Source organism: Phreatobacter aquaticus (assembly GCF_005160265.1).
GTDB classification, from domain to species: Bacteria; Pseudomonadota; Alphaproteobacteria; order Rhizobiales; family Phreatobacteraceae; genus Phreatobacter; species Phreatobacter aquaticus.
Map to the genome: position 1 here is coordinate 3,697,983 of NZ_CP039865.1, position 24,754 is coordinate 3,722,736.

At 63.6% G+C, this 24,754-nt stretch carries 24 protein-coding genes and 1 tRNA gene; 18 read left to right on the forward strand and 7 right to left on the reverse strand.

Going from position 1 to position 24,754, the window contains the following annotated elements; translation table 11 throughout:
- Positions 1-115: 115 nt before the first annotated feature.
- The 7 genes from E8L99_RS17560 to E8L99_RS17590 all read left to right on the forward strand — a co-directional run bounded on the left by E8L99_RS17560 (position 116) and on the right by E8L99_RS17590 (position 8,387).
- Entirely contained in the window at positions 116-2,005 is a 1,890-nt protein-coding gene (locus E8L99_RS17560) for an ABC transporter ATP-binding protein (protein ID WP_137100763.1), read from the forward strand.
- 240 nt (positions 2,006-2,245) lie between these two features.
- Positions 2,246-3,379 carry a mandelate racemase/muconate lactonizing enzyme family protein gene (locus tag E8L99_RS17565; protein WP_137100764.1) on the forward strand — a complete coding sequence of 378 codons (1,134 nt, stop codon included), beginning with the start codon at positions 2,246-2,248 and terminating at the stop codon, positions 3,377-3,379.
- 9 nt (positions 3,380-3,388) lie between these two features.
- Positions 3,389-4,369 (forward strand): NAD-dependent epimerase/dehydratase family protein, encoded by a 981-nt coding sequence (locus E8L99_RS17570; protein WP_137100765.1) that lies wholly within the window; start codon positions 3,389-3,391, stop codon positions 4,367-4,369.
- Positions 4,362-4,820 (forward strand): RidA family protein, encoded by a 459-nt coding sequence (locus E8L99_RS17575; protein ID WP_137100766.1) that lies wholly within the window; start codon positions 4,362-4,364, stop codon positions 4,818-4,820. The genes E8L99_RS17570 and E8L99_RS17575 overlap by 8 nt, the downstream gene beginning before the upstream one ends.
- An 82-nt stretch (positions 4,821-4,902) precedes the next feature.
- The gene (locus tag E8L99_RS17580) at positions 4,903-6,498 is read left to right on the forward strand and encodes an ABC transporter substrate-binding protein (protein ID WP_137100767.1); all 1,596 of its coding nucleotides are present in this window, start codon (positions 4,903-4,905) and stop codon (positions 6,496-6,498) included.
- A 75-nt stretch (positions 6,499-6,573) separates the two neighbouring features.
- Complete coding sequence (locus tag E8L99_RS17585) at positions 6,574-7,518, forward strand: ABC transporter permease (protein ID WP_137100768.1); 945 nt, start codon at positions 6,574-6,576, stop codon at positions 7,516-7,518.
- 8 nt (positions 7,519-7,526) lie between these two features.
- Entirely contained in the window at positions 7,527-8,387 is an 861-nt protein-coding gene (locus E8L99_RS17590; RefSeq protein WP_137100769.1) for an ABC transporter permease, read from the forward strand.
- A gap of 4 nt (positions 8,388-8,391) precedes the next feature.
- Here E8L99_RS17590 and E8L99_RS17595 read toward each other — a convergent pair whose 3' ends face one another.
- Positions 8,392-9,060: a FadR/GntR family transcriptional regulator gene (locus E8L99_RS17595; RefSeq protein ID WP_137100770.1), complete on the reverse strand. Its 669-nt coding sequence runs from the start codon at positions 9,058-9,060 to the stop codon at positions 8,392-8,394.
- 164 nt (positions 9,061-9,224) lie between these two features.
- Here E8L99_RS17595 and E8L99_RS17600 point away from each other — a divergent pair, with 164 nt between their 5' ends.
- The 7 genes from E8L99_RS17600 to E8L99_RS17630 all read left to right on the forward strand — a co-directional run bounded on the left by E8L99_RS17600 (position 9,225) and on the right by E8L99_RS17630 (position 18,286).
- Complete coding sequence (locus tag E8L99_RS17600; RefSeq protein ID WP_137100771.1) at positions 9,225-10,100, forward strand: alpha/beta hydrolase; 876 nt, start codon at positions 9,225-9,227, stop codon at positions 10,098-10,100.
- 24 nt (positions 10,101-10,124) lie between these two features.
- Entirely contained in the window at positions 10,125-10,763 is a 639-nt protein-coding gene (locus E8L99_RS17605) for a hypothetical protein (protein ID WP_137100772.1), read from the forward strand.
- A gap of 104 nt (positions 10,764-10,867) precedes the next feature.
- The gene (locus E8L99_RS17610; RefSeq protein WP_137100773.1) at positions 10,868-11,521 is read left to right on the forward strand and encodes an SOS response-associated peptidase; all 654 of its coding nucleotides are present in this window, start codon (positions 10,868-10,870) and stop codon (positions 11,519-11,521) included.
- 439 nt (positions 11,522-11,960) lie between these two features.
- Positions 11,961-13,214: a tyrosine-type recombinase/integrase gene (locus tag E8L99_RS17615; protein ID WP_137100774.1), complete on the forward strand. Its 1,254-nt coding sequence runs from the start codon at positions 11,961-11,963 to the stop codon at positions 13,212-13,214.
- 241 nt (positions 13,215-13,455) lie between these two features.
- A complete protein-coding gene (locus E8L99_RS17620; RefSeq protein ID WP_137100775.1) occupies positions 13,456-14,217 on the forward strand; it encodes a DUF3800 domain-containing protein in 762 nt (253 codons plus the stop codon).
- 415 nt (positions 14,218-14,632) lie between these two features.
- Positions 14,633-17,536: a hypothetical protein gene (locus E8L99_RS17625; protein WP_137100776.1), complete on the forward strand. Its 2,904-nt coding sequence runs from the start codon at positions 14,633-14,635 to the stop codon at positions 17,534-17,536.
- A gap of 264 nt (positions 17,537-17,800) precedes the next feature.
- Positions 17,801-18,286 carry a hypothetical protein gene (locus E8L99_RS17630; protein ID WP_137100777.1) on the forward strand — a complete coding sequence of 162 codons (486 nt, stop codon included), beginning with the start codon at positions 17,801-17,803 and terminating at the stop codon, positions 18,284-18,286.
- On the opposite strand, the gene E8L99_RS17635 is transcribed toward E8L99_RS17630, so the two are convergent.
- The 3 genes from E8L99_RS17635 to E8L99_RS17645 all read right to left on the reverse strand — a co-directional run bounded on the left by E8L99_RS17635 (position 18,191) and on the right by E8L99_RS17645 (position 21,830).
- Entirely contained in the window at positions 18,191-18,571 is a 381-nt protein-coding gene (locus E8L99_RS17635; protein ID WP_137100778.1) for a hypothetical protein, read from the reverse strand. The genes E8L99_RS17630 and E8L99_RS17635 overlap by 96 nt on opposite strands.
- Positions 18,572-18,772: 201 nt before the next feature.
- Entirely contained in the window at positions 18,773-19,171 is a 399-nt protein-coding gene (locus E8L99_RS17640; protein WP_137100779.1) for a hypothetical protein, read from the reverse strand.
- A 463-nt stretch (positions 19,172-19,634) separates the two neighbouring features.
- On the reverse strand, positions 19,635-21,830 hold the full coding sequence (locus tag E8L99_RS17645; RefSeq protein WP_137100780.1) for a lipase chaperone: 2,196 nt from the start codon (positions 21,828-21,830) through the stop codon (positions 19,635-19,637).
- A gap of 391 nt (positions 21,831-22,221) precedes the next feature.
- Between E8L99_RS17645 and E8L99_RS17650 the strand changes: the two genes are divergently transcribed.
- From E8L99_RS17650 to E8L99_RS17665, 4 genes are all read left to right on the forward strand, one after another.
- Positions 22,222-22,425: a hypothetical protein gene (locus tag E8L99_RS17650; protein ID WP_137100781.1), complete on the forward strand. Its 204-nt coding sequence runs from the start codon at positions 22,222-22,224 to the stop codon at positions 22,423-22,425.
- Position 22,426: 1 nt separating this feature from the next.
- A complete protein-coding gene (locus E8L99_RS17655; RefSeq protein ID WP_137100782.1) occupies positions 22,427-22,660 on the forward strand; it encodes a hypothetical protein in 234 nt (77 codons plus the stop codon).
- Positions 22,657-23,103: a hypothetical protein gene (locus E8L99_RS17660; RefSeq protein ID WP_137100783.1), complete on the forward strand. Its 447-nt coding sequence runs from the start codon at positions 22,657-22,659 to the stop codon at positions 23,101-23,103. Before E8L99_RS17655 ends, E8L99_RS17660 begins: the two co-directional genes overlap by 4 nt.
- A gap of 186 nt (positions 23,104-23,289) precedes the next feature.
- Positions 23,290-23,733: a hypothetical protein gene (locus tag E8L99_RS17665; protein ID WP_137100784.1), complete on the forward strand. Its 444-nt coding sequence runs from the start codon at positions 23,290-23,292 to the stop codon at positions 23,731-23,733.
- Positions 23,734-23,871: 138 nt separating this feature from the next.
- Here the strand turns inward: E8L99_RS17665 and E8L99_RS17670 are convergent, their stop codons facing one another.
- The 3 genes from E8L99_RS17670 to E8L99_RS17680 all read right to left on the reverse strand — a co-directional run bounded on the left by E8L99_RS17670 (position 23,872) and on the right by E8L99_RS17680 (position 24,709).
- Positions 23,872-24,099, reverse strand: coding sequence for a hypothetical protein (locus tag E8L99_RS17670; protein WP_137100785.1), 228 nt, complete (start codon positions 24,097-24,099; stop codon positions 23,872-23,874).
- A 105-nt stretch (positions 24,100-24,204) separates the two neighbouring features.
- Entirely contained in the window at positions 24,205-24,387 is a 183-nt protein-coding gene (locus E8L99_RS17675) for a helix-turn-helix domain-containing protein (RefSeq protein ID WP_137100786.1), read from the reverse strand.
- Between the two features lie 232 nt (positions 24,388-24,619).
- A tRNA-Ser gene (locus E8L99_RS17680) sits at positions 24,620-24,709 on the reverse strand.
- Between the last annotated feature and the right edge of the window lie 45 nt (positions 24,710-24,754).

Sequence of the window (24,754 nt, forward strand, 5' to 3'; positions counted from 1 at the left end):
CGAATGAGGGGGATGCGGTCCGGCGCTCTTGCCGAAGCCGGTCCGTGCCCCATAGGTTCGCAACATCGTGTGGCGCCCCGCGCCCACGCAGCATTTCCGAGGATTTCAGGACATCATGGCGAACGCACAGCGGATAAGTGACCAGGTGAGCGGCGCGGCAGTCACCCAGGCATCGCCCGTTCTGTCCGTACAGAATCTGACCACCTCGTTCATGCGCGAGGGTGAGTGGCGGCAGGTTGTGCGCAATGTCTCGTTCGACGTGGCACCGAAGGAAACGGTCGCGATCGTCGGCGAATCCGGCTCCGGCAAGAGCGTCACCGCGCTCTCCATCATGCGGCTCATTCCTCAGTCAAACGGCCGGATCGAGGGCGTCATCAAGCTCGGCGGCACGAACCTTCTGACCCTGCCGGAAAAGCAGATGCAGGCGGTGCGCGGCAACGACGTCGCGATGATTTTCCAGGAGCCGATGACGTCGCTGAACCCGGTTCTGACGATCGGCTTCCAGATTTCGGAAGCGCTGATCTGGCATCGCGGCATGTCGCGGTCAGAGGCCGAGGCCGAGACCGTCCGTCTTCTGGAGAAGGTGCGCATTCCCGCGGCAAAGTCGCGCTTCCACGAATATCCCCACCGCTTTTCCGGCGGCATGCGCCAGCGCGTGATGATCGCCATGGCGCTCGCCTGCAAGCCGAAGCTCCTGATCGCCGACGAGCCGACCACTGCCCTCGATGTCACCATCCAGGCGCAGATCCTGCAGCTTATCAAGCAGTTGCAGGAGGAGGAGGACATGTCCGTCCTCTTCATCACTCACGACATGGGCGTGGTCGCCGAAATCGCCGATCGCACGGTGGTCATGTACAACGGCCAGGCTGTCGAGGCAGGCCAGACCGAGGATATTTTCGCAGCCCCCGCCAATCCCTACACGATGGCACTGCTCTCGGCCGTGCCGAAGCTCGGTTCGATGGGCGGGCATGACCGTCCCATGCGCTTCCCGATCGTCGACAAGACGACGGGTGAGTCTAACGTCCCGGTTGAGACCCCGGACACGGTAAAGGCGGCCGAGCGGCCGATCCTGGAGGTCGCCAACCTCACCACACGCTTCGACATCACCTCTGGTCTGTTCGGCAAGGTGTCGGGGAGGGTGCATGCCGTTGAGAATGTCTCGTTTAGCCTGCATGCCGGCGAAACGCTGGCGCTGGTCGGCGAATCCGGTTGCGGCAAGTCGACCACCGGCCGTTCCATCCTCCGGCTGATCGAGCCCAATTCCGGCACGGTCGTGGTCGATGGCGAGGATCTCTCCAAGCTTGGCAAGCGCGAGCTGCGCGACATGCGCAAGCGCATGCAGATCATCTTCCAGGACCCCTTTGCCAGCCTCAACCCGCGCATGTCAGTGGGAGCAGCCATTGCCGAGCCGCTTCTGGCCCATGGCCTGGTCTCGAGCTCCAAGGCGAGCGAGCGGGTGGCCGACCTGCTCACCCAGGTCGGTTTGCTGCCGGACATGGCGTCGCGCTTCCCGCACGAATTCTCCGGCGGCCAGCGCCAGCGCATCTGCATCGCGCGCGCCCTGGCGCTCGAGCCGAAGCTGATCGTCGCCGATGAATCGGTCTCTGCGCTCGATGTGTCGGTCAAGGCGCAGGTCATCAACCTGATGCTCGACCTGCAGGCGCGCATGGGCCTCGCCTATCTGTTCATCTCTCACGATATTGCTGTTGTCGAACGCGTCAGCCACCGTGTGGCCGTCATGTATCTGGGCGAAATCGTCGAGATCGGCCCGCGCGCCTCGGTCTTCGCCAATCCGACACACCCCTATACCAAGCGGCTCATATCGGCGGTGCCGATCCCGGATCCGGCCCGCCGCCACGAGAAGCGCGAAGTCACCAACGACGAGATCAAGAGCCCGGTCCGTGCGCCCGACTACGTGCCGCCGGCGCGCCAATATCGCGAAGTCTCGCCCGGTCACGTGGTCCAGATCTGGGGCGAGGAATGGGAGGCCCGTCCGGCCTCCTGATCGGCGACGCACCGCCCACGGCAGAACCCTCAGGGCCTGCAACCTCACGCTGGTGCCAGCAGTTGCGCAACTGCGGTCAATGCGCGACCGTATCAGGGTGGACGCTTGACCACCGGTTGCATGGCACCCCTGCCGTGCCGTGCCTGTCCCTAGGGCATGCTTGTCCTGAAAAATGGATTGGCTCACTATTGGGTCAGATTGATCCGGCATTGATCAGTCCATGTCGCGCTGGAATGACCGATGAAAATTCGAGACCTGTCCTTCGTTGCCATTCAGGCGCCATTGCCCGAGGGCAAGGCCTATGGGATGGCGAAGTCGCTGGCGACGGCGCGCGCGACCACTCTGGTTCGGCTGGTTCTGGAGGACGGCACCGAAGGCAACGGCGAATGCTGGGGCATGCCGCTGGTCAATCTGGCCATGCTACCGCTGCTCAAGGGCTACCTGATCGGCGTCAACGTGCTGGATGTCGAGCACGCCTTCGCCCAGATGTTCGCCCGGCATTACCATTTCGGCGTCCAGGGGCCGATGACCTGGTGCATCTCCGGCATCGACATGGCCGCCAAGGACGCTGCCGGCAAGATGCTCCGCCAGCCGGTTCACCGGCTGATCGGTGGCAAGCAGTCGGACCACGTGCACATCTATGCCTCGGGCGGCTATCTGACCGAGAACAGCACCCGCGACTTCGAGCCTCAGATCGAGCTGATGGCCAGGGGCGGCCACAAGGCGGTGAAGATCAAGATCGGCGTGTCGCCGGCCAATGACGAGGAGCGCGTCGGCATCGCGCGACGCATTCTCGGCCCCGATGTCGAGATCATGGTCGACATCAATTCAAACTACACCCTGGATCTTGCCCGCGAGAGCATCACGCGCATGGCGCCTCACGGTCTCGGCTGGATCGAGGAGCCGCTCAGCCCGCAGGATTTTTCCGGCTATGAATTGTTGCAGCGCTGGAGCCCGGTACCGATCGCAACCGGCGAAGCGCTCTACAGCGTGTTCGACTTCAAGCGCCTCGTCGACCGACGCTCCGTGGATGTCGTCCAGCCGGATCTCTCGCTGTGCGGCGGCTTCTGGCAGGGCCGGCAGATCGCCCAACTCGCAGCGCAGGAGCATTTGCGCCTGTCGCCCCATGTCTGGGGTAGTGGCATTGGCCTTGCGGCGGCGATCCATTTCGTCGCATCGCTGCCGGTCTCGCCGCATTCCCACAACATTCCGCGCCCGACGCTGGTCGAATATGACCTCGGCACCAATCCGCTGCGTGACGGCATCCTGCGCAATCCGCCGAAGGCAGAGGGCGGCCGCATCGCGGTCTCCGACGCGCCAGGTCTCGGGATCGAGATCGATTGGGACGCAGTGGAACACCATGTCATCCGGTAGCCAGACGCCATGACAGCAGCGGGCTCCGACGACCTCGCAGGCCACACCGTGCTTGTCGCGGGCGGTCGAGGCTTCGTCGGTTCCCACGTCGTTCGCGCATTGGTCTCGGCCGGCGCAAGGCCTGTCGTGTTTGGCCCGCCCATGGCGGACGACCTGCTTGCCGACATCACGGGGCATTTCGACGACATCACGGGATCGGTTGAGGACGACGACGCGCTGGACCAAGTCTTCGCCACGACCCGACCGCCCCTGGTCATCTCCTGCATTGCCCATGGTGCCGGGAAGCTCGGCCTGATGCGCACCGGCGAGGCGGATCTGCAGGCCTCGCTGGCCGTCAATGTCGCAGGCTTCGCCAAATTGCTCGATGCCGCACGGCGAGCCCATGTCAGACGCGTGGTCTGGACCAGCTCGACCGTCGTCTATGGCCCGGCCTCCGCCTATGGTGGCCGCACGGTCAACGAGGCAGATGCAACAGGGCCAGTAACCAATTACGGGCTCACCAAGGAACTGGCTGAGACGGTCGCCGCCTATCATCACCGCCGGCATGGCCTCCACGTGGTCGGCCTGAGGCTGCCTTTGGTGCTGGGGCCAGGCCTTTGGTACCAGGGCGTCGCCAGCACGATTGCCGGCCTGTTCGCCACTATCCGCGAGGGCAGGGCGGCGCATATCGCCTTCCACGACGACGCCATGGACCTGATGGAAGTCGGCGATGTCGCCAGGGCGCTGCTGATTGCCGCCCAGCACCCCCGAAAGCTTGATCCCATCTACAATCTCGCCGGTTTTACCGCCGCGATGAGCGACATCGTCGCCGCCGTCTCGCGGTTACGTCCCGACGCTCGTATCACCCGCGATCTGGTCCCCGCCGCACAGACCTTTCCACCGATCGATGGCCGCCGTTTCAGTCAAGCGACCGGCTTCACCGCCACGCACGATCTCGACAGCCTCGTCGCATCGCTGCTCACCCCGGAGGCCGAGACGGCCCATGTTTGAAAAGCGCCTTGCCGAACTTGGTCTCATCCTGCCTGACGCCGCCGTACCCGCGTTCAACTATGTTCCGGTGACGCTCCATCGCGGCCTCGCCCATGTCTCTGGCCAATTGCCCAAGATCGGCGGCGACATCCAGGTGCGTGGCAAGGTCGGCGCCGAGGTGTCGCTCGAAACCGCCCAGGGTGAAGCGCGCATCTGCATTCTTCAGGGCCTTGCATGTCTCAAGCAGGCGCTTGGCTCGCTCGACCGGATCGAGCGGATCCTGAAAGTGGGTGGCTTCGTCGCGTCCGCGTCAGGCTTCAACGACCAGCCGAAGGTTCTCGACGCTGCGTCGAACCTGCTTGGCGACATTTTCGGCGAGGCCGGGCGCCATGCGCGATCCGCCATCGGCGTTGCCGAGCTTCCACGCAACGCGGCCGTCGAGATCGAGATGACGGTCGCCTATCGCGAATAGTCAGTGCCTGCAATGCGCGTCGGCGCCCTGGGCTTGGGCGGCGATGACGACGGGATCACGGCCCTTTGGAGAAGAGACCACCATGACCAAGCCGACCATCTTCGATCTCCTCGATCGCCGTACCGTGCTGGCGCTCGGCGGCATGGCTGCGGCCGCTGCGCTCGTTGGGCCGGCACACGCCGAAGACCTCTACGGTCCCAATGTGACCGGGGCCAAGTCAGGCGGCACGCTCAATATGGGCCTGCTGCTGGAGCCGCCGGGTCTCGATCCCTTCCATCAGGGCGCGGAAGCCCGCATTCGCATCACCGTGCTGATCTATCAGGGCCTGTTCTATGAGAGCCCGACCGGCCAGCCCCTGCCGCTGCTCGCCGAGGGCTTCGATCTCTCGGCCGACAAGCTCACCTACACAATGCGCATCCGCAAGGGCGTCAAGTTCCACACCGGTCAGCCGATGACCGCCAAGGACGTCGCCTACAGCTACAATTACATCCGCGATTCCAAGAATGGTTCGCCCGGCGCCGGCGATTTCGGCCTGATCAAAACGATCGAGCCGACCGACGACCATACGATCAAGATCACGTTGTCGGCCCCCAATGCCGCGCTCCCCATGACCATGGGCAACAAATATGGCGGCGTGGTTCCGGCGGGTTATTTCGACGCAGCGGATGCCAAGGCGAAGATGAACCAGGTGACGGTCGGCACCGGCCCGTTCAAGCTCGCCGAGTTCAAGGCGAACAGCAATGTGACGCTGGTGCGCAATCCCGATTACTGGGAGCCGGGCGTGCCCTATCTCGACCGGATCAACTTCGTCATCGTGCCGAATGGTGCAAGCCTGCTCGTCGGCCTGCGCAATGGCCGCATCGACATCGCGCCCCTGACGCGCCCGCAGGACATCCGGCAGGTCGAGAATGTCCGGGGCCTGGTGGTCGAGCGGAAGCCGTCATTCAACCAGAAGGCGCTCGATCTCGGCTCCGAGCTGAAGCCGCTCGACGACGAGCGCGTGCGCCGTGCCATCGCGCTCGCCATCGACAAGGACGAACTGATGCGCGCGTCCGTCGGTGGCTTTGGCGTGGTCATCGGGACCATGGTGGCCAGCATGCAGGACGCCTGGGGCGTGCCGCTCGACAAGCTGCCGAACCAGAAAGTTGATCTTGCGGCGTCCAAGAAGCTGCTCACCGAGGCCGGCCACCCCAACGGCTTCGATCTGACGCTGACCTCGATCATCGGTTACGACTGGATGGACGCGGCCTCCGTCACGCTGAAGGAGCAACTCGCCAAGGTCGGCATCCGCTTGGCCATCCAGCGCGTCGAGATCGGCGTCTGGATCAAGAATTTCCAGTCGAAGCAGATGGGCTTCACCTTCAACGACTGGGCGACCGTTCCCGATCCGAGCCTGCTGTTCTACCGGCATTTCCGCAGTGCGCCGGAAGGCGCCGATTTCCGCAACTGGAAGAATGCCGAGGCGAGCAAGCTCCTGGACGAAGGCCGGACTGAGAGCGACCTTGCCAAGCGCAGGGCCATCTATGCCCGCTTCCAGCAGATCATGGCCGAGAGCGTCCCGACGGTGATGATGTTCAGCGCGGATCATGTGACGGTTCGCGCCGACAAGGTCCGCAATTACGACCAGCACGCGACCGGCTGGTTCTACGGTCTCGCCAAGACCTGGATCGCGACCTGAGCGAGCTTGCCGACCCAAGCCCGTGGCGCCCATGGTGCCGCGGGCCTTGTCCCCCAACCAGCGTGACATGAGGCGATGGCCGTCTATCTGATCAAAAGGCTCGCCGCTTCGGTCCTCACCGCGATCCTCGCCTCGATCGTCGTGTTCATGATGATGCGCAGCGTGCCCGGCGACGTCGTGGGGCAGATGCTCGGCCAGACCAGCGACCCCGTAGCGGCCGCAGCGCTGCGCGAATTCTTCGGTCTCGATCAGCCCGTCTGGCGGCAATATCTGGGTTGGCTCACGCGGGTGGTGAGCGGTGACCTTGGAACCAGCTGGACGCGCGGCCAGCCGGTCGCTGGCATGATCGGATCGGCGCTTGGCGTGACGCTTCAACTCTCGGCCGCCACGCTGGTGCTCGCAACACTTGTCGGCGTGCCGCTCGGTGTGGTCGCCGCCATGTACGAGGGACGCACGATCGACCGGATCGTCCAGTCGTTCAGCCTGTTCGGGCTGGCGGCACCCGTGTTCTGGATCGGGCTGATGATGCTGGTGGGCCTGTCCGCGATATCCGGCTGGTCGCCGCCACTTCTCTACGTGCCGCCAACGGAGTCGCTGGTCGAGAACGCCTCCATCATGGCGCTTCCGATCCTCAGCCTCGCGGTCCTTCAGGCCGCCGCCTATAGCCAGTTCGTGCGCCAGAGCGTCGTCGCGGCCTTCTCCGAGGACTATGTCCGCACGGCCGTCGCCAAGGGCGTGCCGCGCCGCTCGGTATTCTTTACCCACGTCCTGCGCAATGTGGCGATCCCGCTTGTCACCTTCATGGGCCTGATCCTCATCCAGATCCTCGGCGGCGCGGTGATCATCGAGAGCCTGTTCTCATTGCCGGGGCTCGGCCGCCTCATGCTGTCGGCCATCGAGACCCGCGACTATCCGGTGCTGCAGGGGGCGCTGCTGATCGTTGTGGTGCTCGCCATGGCGGTCAATCTGGCGGTCGACCTGTTCTATCGCGTCATCGATCCACGCGTGCGGCTGGGCTAGGCGGGCCAATGACCTCTCTTGATCAACAGGCGCCAAGGCCGGGCTTTCTCTCCGTGATGCTCCGCAAGGCGCGCCACGAACCTGACCTGGCGGTCGGGCTGGTCATCTCGGCATTCATCGCTGTCGTGGTGATCTTTCCAGGACTGTTTTCCAGCCAGTCGCCGCTCGCAATCGACATCGCGCGGTCGCTCGAGGCCCCCTCGGCACTCAACATCTTCGGCACCGATGATGTCGGCCGCGACGTGTTCGCCCGCATCGTCCACGGCGCGCGCATCACGCTGCTGATCTGCGCCGGTGCGCTGGCTGCGGCTGCTTTCATCGGCGGCGCGCTCGGCATTCTGTCGGGCTTCGTCGGCGGCCGGCTGGACATGCTGCTCGGGCGGCTGATCGACGTGGTGCTGAGCTTTCCACCGATCATCCTCGGCGTGATGGTCACCGGTATCCTGGGGCCCAAGACCGCCAATCTCGCCTTCGCGCTGACCGTCGTCTATGTCCCGGCCTTCTTCCGCATCGCCCGCTCCGGCGCCATTTCGGAGGCAAGCCGGTCCTATGTGGAGGCTGCCCGCAGCGGCGGTCTGTCGGAGCCGCGAATCCTAGTCAATCATGTGACGCGCAACGTGCTGCCGCTCATCATGATGCAATGCGTTGTGCTGTTTCCGCTCGTCCTGCAGATCCAGTCGGCGCTCGGCTTTCTCGGGCTTGGCGTCCAGCCGCCGACGCCCGACTGGGGCTCCATCCTGCAGCAGGGCAAGGACTACATCCTGTTCGCGCCGTGGATGTCGGCCTTTCCCGGCTTCGCCATCCTGATCACGGCGCTGGCCTTGATGCTGGTCAGCCGTGGCGTCCAGCGGCGGTTCGACCGCCGCTAGGCGATCAGCTGCCGCCGACCGACATCAAGGTCCGCAGAAGGTAGGTGCGGATGAGTTCGCGGGCCACCTCGGTGTCCCGACGGACCAAAGCGTCGACGATCGCCTCGTTGTCCTTGGCGGCCGCCTCGCGCCGAGCGGCGATGATGGTTTCGAACATGGCGACCAGGAAGCTGTTGCCGGAAGCGCGCACGATCGCCAGATGCAGCGCGTATTTGGCCTCCTTGAACTCGATCCAGCTGGTCGCGCGCCGCAACGCCTCCAGATAGGAGGGGAGCCCGGCGAGTGTCTCGTCGCTGGCGCGCTCGGCCACCAGCTCGGCCAGCATGGGCTCGAACATCAGGCGCGCCTCCAGCAGTTCGCCGAGGCTGAACTGCGGCTCGTCGGTTGCCGTCTCCTGGGGCTTCACGTCCGGCGCGACGAAGGTTCCGCGCCCGACATGGCGGATGATCAGACCCTCCGCGGCAAGCCGGTTCATCGTGCGCCGAACCGTGTTGCGCGCAGCCCCGAAGCGGCTGGCCAAAGCCCGTTCCGTCGGCAGGCGCGCGCCCGAGCGCAGATGCCCCCCGGCGATCGACCCGGAGAGGCTTTGATAGATCGCCTGGCCATCGGAATCGGATTTGGCGCGCGTGCTGACCTCTTCCGGTCCGCCCTGCGGGCGCAATGGCTCGAACATGGTCTGGTTTGGTCCCAAGGGTCAAAAAGCTCGATACACGATCCGCTTCGAATGTTCAAAAGGCGGATCGCGCGCTCTGCTGTCATGCAAAATGGCTGCCTATTGGGCGCGATTGCGATGATATTGGTTGGTGATCGTGTCGATTGAAGAAAGCGCAACGCGCCATGGGGAATGATGGTCCGCTCTGGTCCGGCCTGACGCCTGAAGAGCACGAATTCCAGTACAATCCGCAGGCGGCTTTCCCCAATTTCAAGGACGCCCAGGCGGGCCGCGCGGCAATCAATGAGGCGGCGCTCAAGGCGCTCGAGCGCCAGACCGACCTGGCCTATGGCGACCATCCGCTGCACAGGGTCGATGTCTATCCGGCGACCGGCGGGGCAGCCGGGCCACGCCCCGTCCACATCTTCTTCCACGGCGGCTACTGGCGCGCGCAGGACAAGCAGAACTTCGCCTTCATCGCGAGGCCCCTGGTGGCACAAGGCATCACGACGGTTATTGCGAATTACGAGCTCTGTCCGGCATCCACGCTGGATGGCGTTGCCAACTCGGCCATCGCGGCGGTCGCCTGGGTGCATCGGAACGCCGCGAGCTTCGGCGGCGATCCCAGCCGGATCACACTGTCGGGCCATTCAGCGGGTGCGCATCTGGTCGCGGAGGCGATGGCGCATGACTGGGCAGGCGCCGGTATCAGCCCGTGGTTCATCAGGGGCGCCGTGCCGATCAGCGGCATCTTCGACCCGCGCCCGGTCATCGGGACGACCGTGAATGCCGATGTCCGCCTGACCGAGGAGATCGCGGCGAGACGGGATGTCGAGCGCCGCAAGGTCACCGTCGCCTGTCCGACGTCGATCTTCGTCGGCGGCCTCGAACCCTGGCAATGGATCGACCAGTCCTACCGTTATGGCCATCATCTGCATCGCAGCGGAGTGAACCCCGAAGTGCACGTTCTGCCGCGCTGGGGTCATTTCGATATTCTCGGCGAGTTCATGGAACCCTCAAGCCCCATCCTCAACGCGGTCCTCCGCCACGCCACTGCGTAATGCAACATTTCTATTGGAGAGCCGATGACCACCCAATCCTGGCGCCTGTCCGTCTATGACATCAAACCCGGCGCGATCTACACGGTGCCTGGCGACGCCCACCATTTCCTCTATGTCGAGAAGGGAGAGGCCATGGCCGCTTCCGCCTCCGGCATGGTGACGCTCCCGACCGAGAGCGGGCACTTCCCGGTCGGCGGCGAGATGATCCATGCGGGCGAGCGCACCTGGCTCTACGAGGTTCGCCCCGGCGCCCCCGGCTTGCGCACCCATGAAGACCTGACACCGGTTCTGTCGCGCACGATTTCGATCGGGGAGGGGGCCATGCTGCTTCGGGCCGACCGCATCGACCAGCCGGCTGGAATGGTGACGCCCTCCCATCACCACCGCGGACCGGGCATCCGGCGCCTGTCCGCCGGCTTGCTGCTGGCCGAGGTCGGCGACCATGTCGACCTGATCCAGCCGGGCCAGGCCTGGTTCGAAACGGGCCGCGAGGCCGTTGTCGGCTCCAACATCAGCGACAAGACCAATATCTTCATCCGCATCATGCTGCTGCCGGCCGAACTTGAGGATGGCAAGAGTTCGTTCGTGGCGACAACGCCGGCCGATGCCGCGCGACCGCGGGGCGTGGTGCCGCGGGTCTTCGGAGAGCGCATGCTTGCGTGAGGGCAGGAACCTGAGCCGAGTTGAATTCGCGTTGAGTAAGCTCGATTCGATACATCGGAGAGTTCTCTCCCAACCGATCTCGATTGGCGGCGGACCGCAAAGCCATGTGCAACCTCTACAGCCTCACCAAGGGCCAGCAGGCCATCATCGCTTTGGCTCGGGCGATGAACGATCGCACCGGCAACCTCCCGCCCATGCCGGGCATCTTCCCCGACTATCCGGCGCCGATCGTGCGCCAGGTCGGCGGCGAGCGGGAATTGGCCATGGCGCGTTGGGGGATGCCGTCGCCGGCCTTCGCGCTCGAGGGCAAGAAGACCGATCCGGGCGTGACCAATGTGCGCAACACGACCTCGCCGCACTGGCGGCGCTGGCTGAAGCCCGAGAATAGGTGCCTGGTTCCGTTCACGTCGTTCTCGGAGTTCAATCGCGAAGCCGGGGGAGACGTTTGGTTCGCGCTCGACGAAAGCAGGCCGCTCGCATGCTTCGCTGGCATCTGGACAGCCGGTTGGACCAGCACCCGCAAGGTCAAGGAAGGCCCGGTCACCACCGACCTCTACGCCTTCCTCACCACCACGCCCAATGCCGAGGTCGGCGCCATCCACACCAAGGCCATGCCGGCCATTCTCACCGAGCCGGATGAGTTCGAAATCTGGATGAATGCGCCCTGGGAGATCGCCAGGGATCTGCAGCGTCCCTTGCCCGACGGTGCACTCAAGATCGTCGCCAAGGGCACGAAGAAGGACGCTACCCATGCCTGAAGTGATGCTCGCGGCCAGTCTCGCCGGCTGCGCAGCAAGCGACTATCGCGACAGCACCGCGCCGCGCACCGCACCATTTTGAATCTCAGCTGACGGAATCGGACGTCAGTGGCACTGAAGGTCAGCCTGTTGCAATCCGTTACCCAATGCTCGGCCAGCCGCGATCAACGCGCAATAGGGAGCTAGACGGGGAAGACGTCCCTTGCTCGCAAAAAGAGACGCGATTCCAGAGGGGTATGGCGGAGGAGGTGGGACTAGTAGTGTAGATTTCGCCTGTCTCCCCCTGTTTCAGAGTGTTGCGATAAGCCATTGAAAAGACGCTTATTTGGCTCGACCCGGCGCGAAATTGAGACCGGATAACGGCCGTTGTGTTTCAGCCTGTTCCGTGCAATTTCGAGCCCGTGGCCCTGTGGTGGCCCTGCGGCTTGGGAATGACACGATGGAAAAAGGCATGGCGAAGCTCTCGGCGCGCAAGGTCGCGTCGGCCGGGAAGGGGGAGCATGCGGATGGCGGCGGGCTGGTCCTGCAGGTCACCGGGACGGGCCATAAGTCATGGCAATTCGTGTTCAAGAGGGGCGCGCGCGGTGAGGCGAAGCGGGTGCGCCTGTCCCTCGGCTTGCTCGCTGACATGACCTTGGCCGACGCGCGCGCCAAGGCTTCCGAGCTTCGCGCCGAGCTTGCAGCCGGCCGCGATCCCGGCTTGCTCTTGGCCCCGGCTCCTAGAGCAGCATCACCTACCACGTCACCGGAACAAGGCCCGGACACGTTCGGCCATTGGGCGGAACTCAAGATTGCCGCGATGGCTGATGAGCTTCGAAACCGGAAGCACCATGACCAATGGAAGATGACGCTTCGGACCTATGCGGGCGATCTGTTCCCCAAGCCGCTGGCTTCGATCACACGCGGCGACGTGGTCGAGGTCATCAAGCCCCGCTGGTTGACCACGCCAGAGACGATCCAACGAACGCTTGGCCGTATCGCTGCGGTCTTCGACTATGCGGCTGCCCATGACGCCTATGACGGGGGCAATCCGGCGCGGTGGGATGCCGCAATGAAGCTGAGGCTCGGTCCACGGCTCAAGCTCTCCCGCGGACATATGGAGGCCATGCCATATGGGGACGTCCCGGCGTTCATGGTCAGGCTAGCGCAGGTCAAGGGGACCGGCGCGCAGGCGCTGGCCCTTGTGGTGCTCACCGGGGCGCGATCTGGCGAAGTCCGACTCGCGACGTGGGGTGAGATTGATCCCGAGGCGGCAGTGTGGAGCGTCCCGGCGGAGCGCATGAAGGCCAAGAAGCCGCACAAGGTTCCGTTGTCACCGGCAGCGCTGGCGATCCTCGGCGAGCCCGGCGAGCCCGATGACTATGTATTCCACGGCAGGAAGCACGGCCGGCCGCTGTCCGACATGACGCTGTCGAAGCTGCTGCACTCGCTCGATGACGGCGGGTATGTGCCGCACGGCTTCCGCACTTCGTTCCGCATGTGGGCACAGGACAACGGCATCCCCTATGAGGTCGCCGAGCGCTGTCTTTCGCACGAGGTCGGAAACAAGGTGTCGCGCGCATATGCCCGGTCGGACATTCTAGAGGTGCGCAGGCCGATTATGGCCGATTGGGCGGCGCACGTGATGTCTGCGTTTGGGCAGGAACCGGCGGGCATGGTGACGGACGAACACGGGTTCATCGTGGCGGCGTGAGGCCCGGCGCGTCATGGTGCTCGATTGGACGGCGTATGTTTTAAGATAGCAAACCCCTTAGCCGCATTGACCCATAATTGAAGCTAAGCGCGTCCCCCCTCGCAACTGCGAGCAAATCTGTCTGCCGTTGGCCAGCCAAATCCGCTTCCGAGCGCCGGGGGATATCTGGTCATTTTGGATGCGGGTCCCAATTCTGTCTGTTAAATTTCGACTCTGTCGATTGTGACTGGTCGGGGAACGCATGCACATCCTGTTTACTGATGAGTCAGGAACTCCGCCGAAGCGCAACGCGGTCAAAGGCCCCCGCTACTTCACTATTGCCGGCGTTGCCATTCCAATTGAACTATGGCGACAGGTCAACGATGCGTTCTGCGCACTGAAGGACGACCCCCGTTATCAAATCGTCGGCGAGGTCAAGTGGAAGCATTTTGGCGAGCGTAGACCGGGCGTCACCAACAACGTCACGCACCTATCTATGGATGAACGCATCTCGTTTCGGCGAGAACTATTTGATATCATTACGAAACGGGAACGCATCAAGATAATCAGTTGCGTTTGCTCGGCCGCTGCTGCCTATGAAACGTCGTATATTAAAGACGAAAACGATCTATATGAATATACTTACAAGCCCGTTTCAGAGAGATTCCAATATTATCTACAGGACATCAGCACACCCGAGCATATCCAGTATGGTCTCATCGTCTGCGACCACAGAGATCGGCACCAAGACGACCGACTTCGGCGGAGACATCAATCATTTGTCAATTCGACATATAAGAATTTCTCGAACTATAATAATCTTGTTGAAGGACTATTCTTGACCCAAAGCGACAAGAGCGTCGGCGTACAGCTCGCCGATATGGTAGCCGGCGCGATTGGGCGCTATTTTAACAGCGACGACAAGCATTTCGCATTGCAGCTTAAGCCCTCATTTCGTAGCGGCCCCGGCAAGAAGGTGCTCGGATATGGCATCGTGAAATTCCCAAAGGCCGGTTGGCGGTAATCACACTTCTGGTGCGGCGGGACCTTCGTTGGCAGGCCGAACATGCGGCCGAATCCACACGTCCCGCGAGCCGCACCGCGAGCACCGAAGCCTATGACGGTAACGTAGGTCTTCTAGCTCGGCGAGGATCGGCACCCGCATGGCTTGCCATGACAGCCAAGCCCGATGCCGGCAGCGCTGGCACGAGCACCACGCGCCGGGCACGCCTTGGTGTGCCATCTGCAAAACCGTGATCCGCCGCCGAGTCCCCATGCGGGGATGTTCGCATTTTGTTCTCACCGGAGGAAGCCGCTTCCAAGACAAGCGGGGATGCTTGCCGCCCTAACGGTCACCGGACCCTCGCGCATGCGCGCGCGCGAAACCACGTCAGCTCCCATCGTCGGCCGGGCTCAACTCGTGGCCGCAAGGAAGCAACATGGCCACGCTTAGCACCATCATCTCCGTATCAGCCCAAGACCAAGCGTCAGGCGTCCTCAATACCCTTGCCTCGAATATCCAGCGGCTCGCTGGCCAGACGGCAAGCGCTACCGCGTCCATGGCGCGCAACGTCGCGACCGTCGCGGCAGTGCAGGCAAGCCAAGCTGCGCAGGCAGTCGCGGCCCCGATCCAGAACGCAGCCCGATCCATGCTCAATGGTGAGGTCACGTGGCAGCGCGCCGCGAACCGCTATGCGATGGCCACGGAAAACTTGCGCGAGGCCGAAGCCCGGTCATGGGGCGCAACCGATCGGCAGATTGAAGCCCGGCGCGAACAGATGGTCGGTGCGAACATGCGCCGTCACCGGGAAGCCTTGGCGCTGGCGCATCAGGTCGCGCGTGAGTCCGGCATTTCGGCAGGCCAAGTCCTGAACGGCATGGCCGATCTGGCGTTCGCAGGTATGCGGGATCACGTCGTGCGAGCGCTCATGCCGGGCATCGCCAAGTATGCCTTGGCCGGTGACACGGACTTGCAGACGGCAGCGACTGCCACGCGGCAGAGCGTCATGGCCATCGGCGGCGAAGACGCCTTGAACAATGCGCAGCGCGCCACGGAAATTGCGCGCCGGGCGAACACTCAGACGGCAGCCGCAGCCAACGCTACCGCCGCGAAGGTGCAGGACATCGAAATGGCGATGCGGTCGGGCGGTAATGCCTACGTCGCGAACGCTCGCCGTGCTGCCATCGCCGATGCCGATCAGCGCGGGCTGTCCGGTGCTGAACGTCAGCGGATCATTGACGAGGCGGTCTTTAAGGCCCGGCGCGAGGCTGTCGCCGATGCAGGCCAGTTGATCGACCGTGGCTTTGAGCCGGGTCAGGCCGGCCGCGCGGTCGGTGCCATGACCAATCGTCTGTCAGCGATGACACCGCAGGGTCGCCGTGCGGCGCTCGATGCCGGCGTCAATCCGCTCGATTACATGACGCTCCCGCCGAACGTCGGCCAGAAGATCATGGAGTCGGTCGTCCGCTCTTTGCCGCAGCTTCCCGAGGCCACGCGGCGCGCGGCCGAAGCGGTCTGGAATGACACGACCAAGTCCGTTCGTCAGCGGTACGATGAGGCCAACGCCATCATTGCGCAGCGCGGCGGCGCTGGCGGGACGGCAATGACCGTGCGCGATAGCTTGAAGGCGCAGCGGCTCGCGCAAGAGGCAGTCGAGAATAACGCGGTCTCGGTCGATATCCGCCGGATGTACAACGAATTGAAGGCGCGTGGCATGAACGAGGCCACTATGCGCCGCGTGTTCGGTGCGCACTATTCCCCCGAGATTGCCGAGCTTGATCCGGCGCGAAGCGCTGCAATCGCCAAGCAGATTGAGGGCGCGGAAAACAACCCGCTCTATCTGGAGTCGCTGTCGAACATCATGAAGACCGGGCTTCCCGCTGCGGTTCATGCCCTGTCAGCGGTCTTTGACGAGTTCCAAAAGAAGCTGTTCGAGACGTTCGGCCCCGAGGTCATCGCCGGCATCAGCAAGTTGCGCGAAATGCTGACTTCGGTGACGGATGCGATCAGCGCGAAGGACGGAAACGGGGATTTCATCTCTCCCGGCCTGCGGGAGGTCGTGAAGTGGGCATCGCTGGCAGCGGCCGGGCTTGCCGTGGTCGCTCCTATCATTGCCGGCATTGCCCTTGCGGCTTTGGGCTTGAAGGTGGTGTGGGGCGGCTTGATGGCCATCGCAGCCGGGGCGCTGGCGGTGGTCAAGTTCGGCGCTGCCATCGTCGGGGCGTTGATGTCGATCCCGGTTGCTATCGGCGCGGTCGTCGCGGCTGCGGCCGGCCTCGCGATCTTCAATGACCTTGGCGGGTCGCTCGCTCCGTTCATGGCCGCTATCGAGGCTGCCAAGGCCGCATGGGCGTCTCTGGTCGAGGCCGGCAAGGCGGCGCTGTCCGGTGACTGGTCAAAGGCCGGGGAACTGGCCATGAGCGCGCTGCGGTCGATTGGGTCGGGTCTGTGGTCCCTCGGCGAAAGCCTTGGCCGTGCGGCGCTCGGCGCTGTGCAGGCTGCAGGTCCGGCAATCTCGTCATGGGCGTCCGAGGTCTGGCAGTCCATGAAGCAGCTCGGCAAGAACATGGAGGCTGATTTCGACGCGGCGGTCATGCGCTTCGGCGAGTCCGTGCGGTCTGGCGTCGGTGCCACGGTCGAATGGCTGACAGGGGCTTGGGATAGCGCGGTGGCGTCGGTCTCTGCCAAGTTCACGGCTCTCGGCGATGCCATCAAGTCGGCGATCCAAGGGGCTCTCGATACCGTCACCGGGACCTTTGACCGGTTCATGGCCCGCATTGACGGTTGGATTGCGAGCCTGCGCTCGCGCCTGCCTTCCTTCCTCGGTGGCACGCCTGCGGAGCCGGCAACGCCTGCGGTGCCGAGCGTGCCGCAGTTGCAGGGTCCGGCCGGTGCTGATTGGACGGAGCCTTTCAAGCGCATGGGCGGGGCTGCTTCCGAGGCCGAACGGCAGGTGACGCCTGTCAGCACGGCCATCCGTGATGTCGGCACCAACGCAGGTTCGGCTGCAGGCCAGCTTGACGCAGTGCGAAATGCACTTTCTGCCATCGCCCGCATGCCGGTCCCTGCCATGCCGTCTATGCCGGCAGCCCCGTCGCCTGCCGCTCCCGCGGTCCCGGCCGTCCAGCCCGTCAATGCCGGCCAGTCCGCATCGGTGCAGGGCTTTAGGTCTTTCCAAGAGGCGGGCGTAGAGCCGCGCGCGCAGCGTGTCGAGATTGGTTCGGGCTCGATTGACGTGAGGGTCAGGGCGGAGCGTGGCAGCGAGGCGTTTACCTCCGCGCAGACGTCCGGCCGGATCGCAGCCAAGCTTGATGCCGGGGTCAACGATAGCGCTTGGATTTAAGCGAACAGCGAGCGCTTAGGCAGGCCATGTCCTAAGCGTTCTAGCGGTCGGTGACGGATTGAGCCCTGTCACCGGCCGCTCAATTCCAAGCCCGGCGGGGCCATGTCCATCCGGTGCTATGACCATAATACAATTCACGGGTCCCTCCTACCGCAAAAAGAGCCTGCGGAGCGCGCAGCCCCCTTCCTATGTGGAGGATAAGGCCATTTTTAGACTCCTAAATGCCGATTTTGGCCCCGAAAACCGTAATACAAAGTGGGAAAAATGACCGATTTTCTGACGCGGAAGGCACTGTCGAAGGCCCTCGGAATCTCCGAGCGGCGGATTTCTCAGTATGTCGAGGAAGGCCGATTGAGCCGGACGGCCGAAGGGCTCTATTCGCTCGCCGAGGCGCGGGAGCTTCGCGCAACCGGCGTTGATCACGAGCGGAACAGGGGCGGGGGAGCGCGCACCGGGCGTCCGGTGACTGCCAACCCGGCAACCGGCGTTGCGACCAAGGCGAAGCTGCACGAGCTGGCCTATCGGGCGAAGTCGAGGGAGCTGGCCTATAAGAACGAGGCCAGTGACCTAGTGGAAGCGGCTGCGGTGACGGAAACCTGCGAGGCCATGGCCGGCGTGATCACTGCCAAGCTGGACTCGTGGAATCCCGCGTTCCTAGAACACCTGAACGAGCGCGGGCTCGCGGTCTTCCGGGCTCTGATTGACGAGCTGCGTGACGAGACGGTCGAGGCTTTGCGCAAGGTCGCCTAGAACCGGCTTCGCGCTCGCCTGTGCAAGCTCGCTGGCAGCGCAGCGCCAACGCTCGCCGGTATCGCTCCGCAAGTCATAGACGCTGATCGTCAGGCCGGGCTCGGCTTGCGAGTGCCAATCCCATCGCTCGGCGACGGTCCAGCGATGCCCCCGGCCCGTCAACTCGTCACCGACTTCGAGCTTGGGGAAGGGCAGGCGCTTGGCCGGCCGGATTTCGTTGCGGTCGAAAGCCTCCCGCGGCTGCGGATCGGTGGCGAACAGGGGCGGCAGGGTGTTGCGTGTCATCGGCCCCATGTGCGGTGCGCCGGCCGATCCGCAAGCCGCGCATAGCAGATATTCCTAGTTGTTACGTCCACAGTCCTAGGAATGTGTGCCAATCGGCCGGCACGCGCGGCGGGTCGAGCCCGATGACTTGAATAGGCCCGCAATCGGCCGGAAACGGGGGTAGGAGCGGCGCGGGCGGGGTCTCGGCTAGGTCTTTGGCTGTCAGTCGTCGGCAGGGACACGCTGCGGCGAAACGGCTCCGGTCAGAAATGCGCGAAATTCCTTCCCGTCGTCATAGCGGTCGATCCCCTGCATTTCGTCCAGAGACGAGCGCTTCGGGGTGTGCTCCCAACGAATGTCGCACCAATTGCCGCGCTGCGTGCCAGCGGCGCTATGGGATGCCCACAGGCCATCGCGCCCGCGCCGGTAGACGACATCAGGCTTCTCGCCTCGGAACGTAGCGACTTCGATCACGTCAGGATCGACCCGGCGGAAATAGTTGATGGCGCCGGACATGTCAGTGCTGCCGAACTCGTCCAGCACCACACGGCCAGCGCGCGCGCGGAAGTCGTAGGTCAGCGAAACAACGTTGCACATAAGTTCCATGCTGTAAGTGGTCATTGATATCCCCCGATAGATGATAATCGAAAGTCGCCTGCAACTGAGGCAGAAGGGCGGCATGCCCACACTTGGAGTCCGGTGACTGTGGGAAGGCGCGGCTCCGATACTAGGCATCCTAGACGGTCGTCTCGGCGCGGGGCAGGAAGTTTAGCCCCCTATATATAGGACACCCCCCTTAAACAGCATGATCCTTGAAATAATGTTGCGCAGAACACCAACTTAGAGAGGGGGGTATAGAACTAACCGATATAACCGAAGATACTATATAACCCTTTATAAAAACTAGGTTTTCAAGGGGTCTGTTTGTTCGCGGATTGGGTCGGATGAACCCGAAGGAAGCCCTTCCGACAAATCCCCCTTCTGTCGGGGTTACGTCCCCCCCTTTTCAGGGGTTACTTCGGGCACAAAAAAGGCCCCGCCAGAACGAGCCGGCAGGGCCATCAACACGTCATAGGATTGGGTCTCAGGCGGTCTTATTCAGCTTATAGACCTTGCCCGGCCGGCCACCCTGTTCGCCCGGCTTAACGGTCTCCTCGGCAACCTCTCCGCCGTCGATCAGAAGCCGCACCGCGTCATCAAGGTCGCGTGCCTTCATGGTGCCGTCCAAGGCGCGAACGAGCTTGGTCCGTGTCATGGTCCCGCCGGCCTTCCTGATGATCCGGCGCACCTCCTTAAGGTTGGCCTGATGCTCGCTGTCGGCGATGAAGTCGACTCCGTTGCTGGCCATTGCCGTGGTCGAGAGGCCGACAATCCACGAGCCCCATTCGAGGTCAGCGACGGTGATGACAGGCTGCAGAGGATTGATGCCGATGGCCCTGATCTGCGCAACGCGAAGCGACATTTCAGCGGCCCGGCGGAAGAACAGGCCAATAGCCGGGTTGGCTGCCCTCGTGGCAAAGCCGTCGCGCATCCTCGTCCAGTAGTCTTCGGCTCCGTCGCCGAACGGGATGTCGATAACGTGTCCAAGGCTCTCCCGGTCATTGCGATCAGGATACATCTGGTCCCCATAGATCGCCTTAAGCAGGGTCACGATGCGATCTGGCACCCCCTCGTCACAGGGCTTGTGCGACGGGTCATGCTTGCCCGGTTCGGCTGTCAGAACGAGCATGCGATTCAGCGTGCCGTCTTCGACATTCGAGCCGCGCAACGAATGCCAGAACTGCTTGGGCGTCGAAGCGCCGATGATCGAAAAGTGAGGGGCGATAATGGTGACGCTGGCGTCCAGTGCCTTGGCGGTGGTTTCCAGCGATCCGAAGTTCTTGCCCCATTGCGTGCGCATGTAACGGGCGATCTTGCCCATCCAAGGCATGCGCTGATTGTTCATGTCGCTCCAAACGCTGCCGAACTCGTCAACGGCGGAGAAGCCGAGCGGCTGCTTGGTGACGGTCTTCATGAACGCTTCGCCCGATGCGAACTCGCCGGGACCGATATGCTGTCCCAAGCCGGCCTTGCGCATGATGACCTTGGCCGTGTCCATAGGGTGTTCCTTGCCGGTGCCGGACTCCGCGATATTGGCGACGTACAGGACGCAAGAGCACTTGGTCGGCCCGCGATAGCGACGGCCGGCAGCGGTGCCAATGGCGACGAGGGCAGCCCCAAGGGCGTGCAAGGGCATCGGCTGCAAGGCGGTATCGCAGATATAGCGAGTGATGGCCCCCACGAGCCCCGGAACGTCATAGAGCGCGGCGTAAGGGTCGGCCGCGGGAGGCGCGGCGGGCGCGGGTGCGGGGACGGGTGTGGCGGCGGCAGCTTCCTTGTCCTTGTAATCGAGCCATGCTTGTGCGGCTGCTTCGATCCGTTCGGCTTCGGCTGCCTCGGCTTCGGCCTCTGCCTTGATGGCCTCGGCGATGCCGGCCTTGCGATCCTCGTCAAACTGCCGTTCTGCGGCGACGTCTTCGGCTGTCACGTCATAGTCGAGGCGGGCGGCGCGGATAGCGCACTGCCTCTTGTCATTGGACAGGTTCGTATTGGCTTCGGCGGTGGCGATGGCTTCGGCAAGCTGGCGCTGGCAGCGTTCGGCCTCGGCGCGATCTGCGGCGGTCACGCCACGCTCTGCGGCCATCTGGCGGCGGTAGTCCCGCTCAACCTCGGCGGCTGCCTTCAACTCGGCTTCGATGACGGCTGGGTCTCGGTGATCGGCGCAGAATGCCTGCGCAGCGCGGCGGGCGGCAAGCTCGATGCGGTCGGCGGTCGTGAGGTCGAAGGCGAAAAGGGCTGCCCTCATGTCGTCATAGGACAAGCTGGCGTCGCCCTCGATAGCGGCCCGCTCGGCGGCGATCTTGGCGCGCTCGATTGCGGTGGCAGCTTCGGCTTCAAGCCGCGCGGAATCTGCGAACGGCGCGAGGTCGGATTCGGTGAGCAAGGGGAGGGCATTAGCGGGCGGCAGGTCGCCTGCGGGCAGTTCCACGTCACCGGCGATGACGGACACGACATGCTCGCCGAAATGCCATCCGCGCTCGCTGCAGCCGAACGTCAGGGCAAAAGGATCGGCGGAGCGGAACCAGCGCACCTCGCGGCAGTCATTGGCGTCCGGCGGAATGGTTGCGGGGCTCTCGGGGAGGATGAAAAGGTGAGCCGGTGACGTCACCACGAGGGCGACATAAAAGTCATCGGGGACGTGGGTCCGCACGGCGGCGGCAGGCAGGCATTCGGTATTCACGGCATCGTCTTTCTGGCTGAAAATGTTGGCCAGAGAGGCTTGAAAACCGGTGATCGCTTACCAAATCAGGTCTGCGTCTTCCGCGCTTTCTGAGCCCTTCTTTGCACCAGCATCAGCCCGGTCCCATTTGCCGTGGGGCCGGGCATTTCTTTGCGCGCCGTGCGGGTCATCCGCCGGCATCGATCCGCAAGTGGGTGCCTGCGGAAATTTTCACAAGAACCCCGTTGACATTTATCTTGCAGTGTGATCCTGCCGCGTGTTCCCGGCAAATGTAACTGATCGTAACATGTAATTCCTTCCCCGGTTGATGATCTTGCCGATCCTTTCGATTTTTTCTTTCGAGCATATCTCATGGTCACCGGCAGCAAAGCCGAGGCAAAGAGAGACGGATATGACACTTCCCGAAAATTTTCTGACAGGTCAGGCGGCTGTGATCGCCAATGAAGCCGAAGCCGAATTGGCCAAGCTCAGCAACGAAATCATCAAGGCACTGAGTCTGCAGGTCTACGATGCTGCGGCACGCGATGAGTTCCACCGAGTTCATGTTATCGCTCACAAGCTGGCGCGCATCAGCGCGATCATGTTGGAGGACTGACATGGCCATCAATATCGCAGGCCGGCAGATGGTCGGCCTTCCCGAAATCGTTGACGAGACCGGCCTCACGCGGACGGTCCTTGCCGGCGCTGCGGAGCGCGCTGGCGTAACGCTGCGCAAGCTCGGCGGTCGGTATTGGTTCGATGCCGAAGCGCTCGCCGAAACGCTCTCAATCGAGCATGCCGACGCGGCCAAGATCATCAGCAGCATCGCAGCCAAGGAGTCGGCCCGATGAGCATCGTTTGCGCAATCGCCGAGGGCATGGACGAGGAACGGCTGCACGAGGTCACGGACGTCTGCAGGGCTTACAACGCTGCTTGTGCTCGGCTCGGAATCCAGTCGATCAAGCTCGCTGATCGTATCGAGGAACTGCACAACGTCGGCGTTCACGTCCGCAATGCCAGTCAGCGCGATCCCGATCTGGATGGACGCAAGGACTTCGTGTCGATCAACCGCGTCGCCGACGCGCTCGATTGGAGCCCCGAACTGATGGCCGAAGTCGGTCGCAGCCTTCGGGACGAAGATGACGACGTGTTCGGCTACCTGCAGCCGCTCAATCGCGATGACCGGCGCGCTTACCGTGACGAACAGCAGGAACTCGCGCTCAAGGGGCATGACCGGAAGTCCCGCACGATTCAGCTCATTGGCGCGCGCGCCTACGAATCCATCAACTTCTGAGGAGCCAACCATGGCCAAGATTCCCTATGACCGGGTCAGCGACTCGATCCGTACCTCTCACAACGGTGCACCGCTCGGTGCACCTCGTTCGACCGAAGGCCAGCGCGCGGTGCCGTCGACTCCGCGTGAACAGCCCCGCAATGAGCTTGGGTCAGGCCCCAAGCCGAGCTTTGCGCCGAGGCGCGCATGAGCGTCGCGGCATCGAATACCGTCTCGTACATCGTCGCCCAACGCCTGTGGCGCGAAGGGAAGGGCACGAAGCCCGATCCCGCTGCATTTGGCATGGATCAGGTGCCACAGGGTGCCAAGGCAGCCACGGTGACGGCCAAGGCGGCTGCCCCGGCACCATCGAAGTCACCGGCCCCGGTCGCGGCTCCCGCGGTCCCTCTGGCGGCTTCCGTGGCACTGCAGGCGGCAGCACTGGCACCGGCACGGCCGGCGGTCGATCCGCAGGCGGCACGGCTCGCTGAAATCAAGGCGAATATCCCGGCACACCTCCGCCGCAAGTCACCGGCCCGGCAGCTTGCCAAGGTCGAGACGGCCAACCCGGCGCATGCCGGCGGCATGTCAGCGGATCGTCTGGCGGAAATCCGAGCGGCGACTCGCTCGATTGGGCGCGGGCGTCGGTGACGCAGCGCTGATGCGAGCCGAGCCCGGATGAACGGCCGGCCGCATCGAAATTCCCTCGTGCTGTCAGCTTAATCCTCTGGAACAGTACGAGGTCTATGCAAGGCCCCGGACGCGGCGAACGTCCGGGGTCTTCGCATATCAGGCTGCCTGCTTGTCACTGCCAATCCAGAGGCAGGCCGCGTCGAGGCCCTGAGAAGCTGCCACGTCGCGCAAGGCGTCCATGGCAAGCACGATGGCTGCAGCGTTCGGCAGTGACAGGCGCGTGAACCCGACAACCTCGTCAAGCAGGCGCTCGCCGAGTTCGCGGCTGTCGATTGCCGGGATGTCGCGGGCAGGGGCGGTGTGGTGGATTTCGATGATCGTCATAGGTCTCGTTCCTTGGTTTGGTGACTGACAGGCTGACCATCGCCTCCCGGCTTAATGGCGTCAACCCATTGAAATGGCAGATGAAATTTTGACAGATTGGCAGGATCAGTGCAGCGATGCGAAGCGGCTGACGCTGGCGTCGGTGATGCGCACACCGGCCTTGCCGATCTTGATCTTATCGAGCCGGCCATCCTTGCAGAGACGCCAGAGCTGAGTGCGGCTAATTGAGAGGCGGCGGCAGGCTTCGGAGACGGTGTGAAGCGTGCGGCTCGGATTGTCGGGCGTCATGGGCAGGTCCCTTTGCGTTGGTGACCTGATGGAAGCTGACGAGTGCGCGTTCGGTTCGTCAATCGCTGGCACCGCAGAAAGCCGGCAAATCACGTCACCGGATGTCGCTCGCCGTCCAGCCGTGGCAGAATCGTGACACCGGGCTGTCGCACGTCGTTTCGGGCTGTAGCGCGCAACGGTGGCCCTGTGGTGGCCCTGCGAAACCGAAACACGTAATGATTTCAATAGATTGTGGCGGAGGAGGTGAGATTCGAACTCACGGTGGGCTTGCACCCACGGCGGTTTTCAAGACCGCTGCCTTAAACCACTCGGCCACCCCTCCGGACGGGCCTGTCTAGGGCGAGACGCCATGCCGCGTCAATCAGCG

Coding starts and splice junctions, on each gene's coding strand:
- E8L99_RS17560 (WP_137100763.1), top strand. CDS start 116: ATGGCGAACGCACAGCGGATAAGTGACCAGGTGAGCGGCGCGGCAGTC.
- E8L99_RS17565 (WP_137100764.1), top strand. CDS start 2,246: ATGAAAATTCGAGACCTGTCCTTCGTTGCCATTCAGGCGCCATTGCCC.
- E8L99_RS17570 (WP_137100765.1), top strand. CDS start 3,389: ATGACAGCAGCGGGCTCCGACGACCTCGCAGGCCACACCGTGCTTGTC.
- E8L99_RS17575 (WP_137100766.1), top strand. CDS start 4,362: ATGTTTGAAAAGCGCCTTGCCGAACTTGGTCTCATCCTGCCTGACGCC.
- E8L99_RS17580 (WP_137100767.1), top strand. CDS start 4,903: ATGACCAAGCCGACCATCTTCGATCTCCTCGATCGCCGTACCGTGCTG.
- E8L99_RS17585 (WP_137100768.1), top strand. CDS start 6,574: ATGGCCGTCTATCTGATCAAAAGGCTCGCCGCTTCGGTCCTCACCGCG.
- E8L99_RS17590 (WP_137100769.1), top strand. CDS start 7,527: ATGACCTCTCTTGATCAACAGGCGCCAAGGCCGGGCTTTCTCTCCGTG.
- E8L99_RS17595 (WP_137100770.1), bottom strand. CDS start 9,060: ATGTTCGAGCCATTGCGCCCGCAGGGCGGACCGGAAGAGGTCAGCACG.
- E8L99_RS17600 (WP_137100771.1), top strand. CDS start 9,225: ATGGGGAATGATGGTCCGCTCTGGTCCGGCCTGACGCCTGAAGAGCAC.
- E8L99_RS17605 (WP_137100772.1), top strand. CDS start 10,125: ATGACCACCCAATCCTGGCGCCTGTCCGTCTATGACATCAAACCCGGC.
- E8L99_RS17610 (WP_137100773.1), top strand. CDS start 10,868: ATGTGCAACCTCTACAGCCTCACCAAGGGCCAGCAGGCCATCATCGCT.
- E8L99_RS17615 (WP_137100774.1), top strand. CDS start 11,961: ATGGAAAAAGGCATGGCGAAGCTCTCGGCGCGCAAGGTCGCGTCGGCC.
- E8L99_RS17620 (WP_137100775.1), top strand. CDS start 13,456: ATGCACATCCTGTTTACTGATGAGTCAGGAACTCCGCCGAAGCGCAAC.
- E8L99_RS17625 (WP_137100776.1), top strand. CDS start 14,633: ATGGCCACGCTTAGCACCATCATCTCCGTATCAGCCCAAGACCAAGCG.
- E8L99_RS17630 (WP_137100777.1), top strand. CDS start 17,801: ATGACCGATTTTCTGACGCGGAAGGCACTGTCGAAGGCCCTCGGAATC.
- E8L99_RS17635 (WP_137100778.1), bottom strand. CDS start 18,571: ATGACACGCAACACCCTGCCGCCCCTGTTCGCCACCGATCCGCAGCCG.
- E8L99_RS17640 (WP_137100779.1), bottom strand. CDS start 19,171: ATGACCACTTACAGCATGGAACTTATGTGCAACGTTGTTTCGCTGACC.
- E8L99_RS17650 (WP_137100781.1), top strand. CDS start 22,222: ATGACACTTCCCGAAAATTTTCTGACAGGTCAGGCGGCTGTGATCGCC.
- E8L99_RS17655 (WP_137100782.1), top strand. CDS start 22,427: ATGGCCATCAATATCGCAGGCCGGCAGATGGTCGGCCTTCCCGAAATC.
- E8L99_RS17660 (WP_137100783.1), top strand. CDS start 22,657: ATGAGCATCGTTTGCGCAATCGCCGAGGGCATGGACGAGGAACGGCTG.
- E8L99_RS17665 (WP_137100784.1), top strand. CDS start 23,290: ATGAGCGTCGCGGCATCGAATACCGTCTCGTACATCGTCGCCCAACGC.
- E8L99_RS17670 (WP_137100785.1), bottom strand. CDS start 24,099: ATGACGATCATCGAAATCCACCACACCGCCCCTGCCCGCGACATCCCG.
- E8L99_RS17675 (WP_137100786.1), bottom strand. CDS start 24,387: ATGACGCCCGACAATCCGAGCCGCACGCTTCACACCGTCTCCGAAGCC.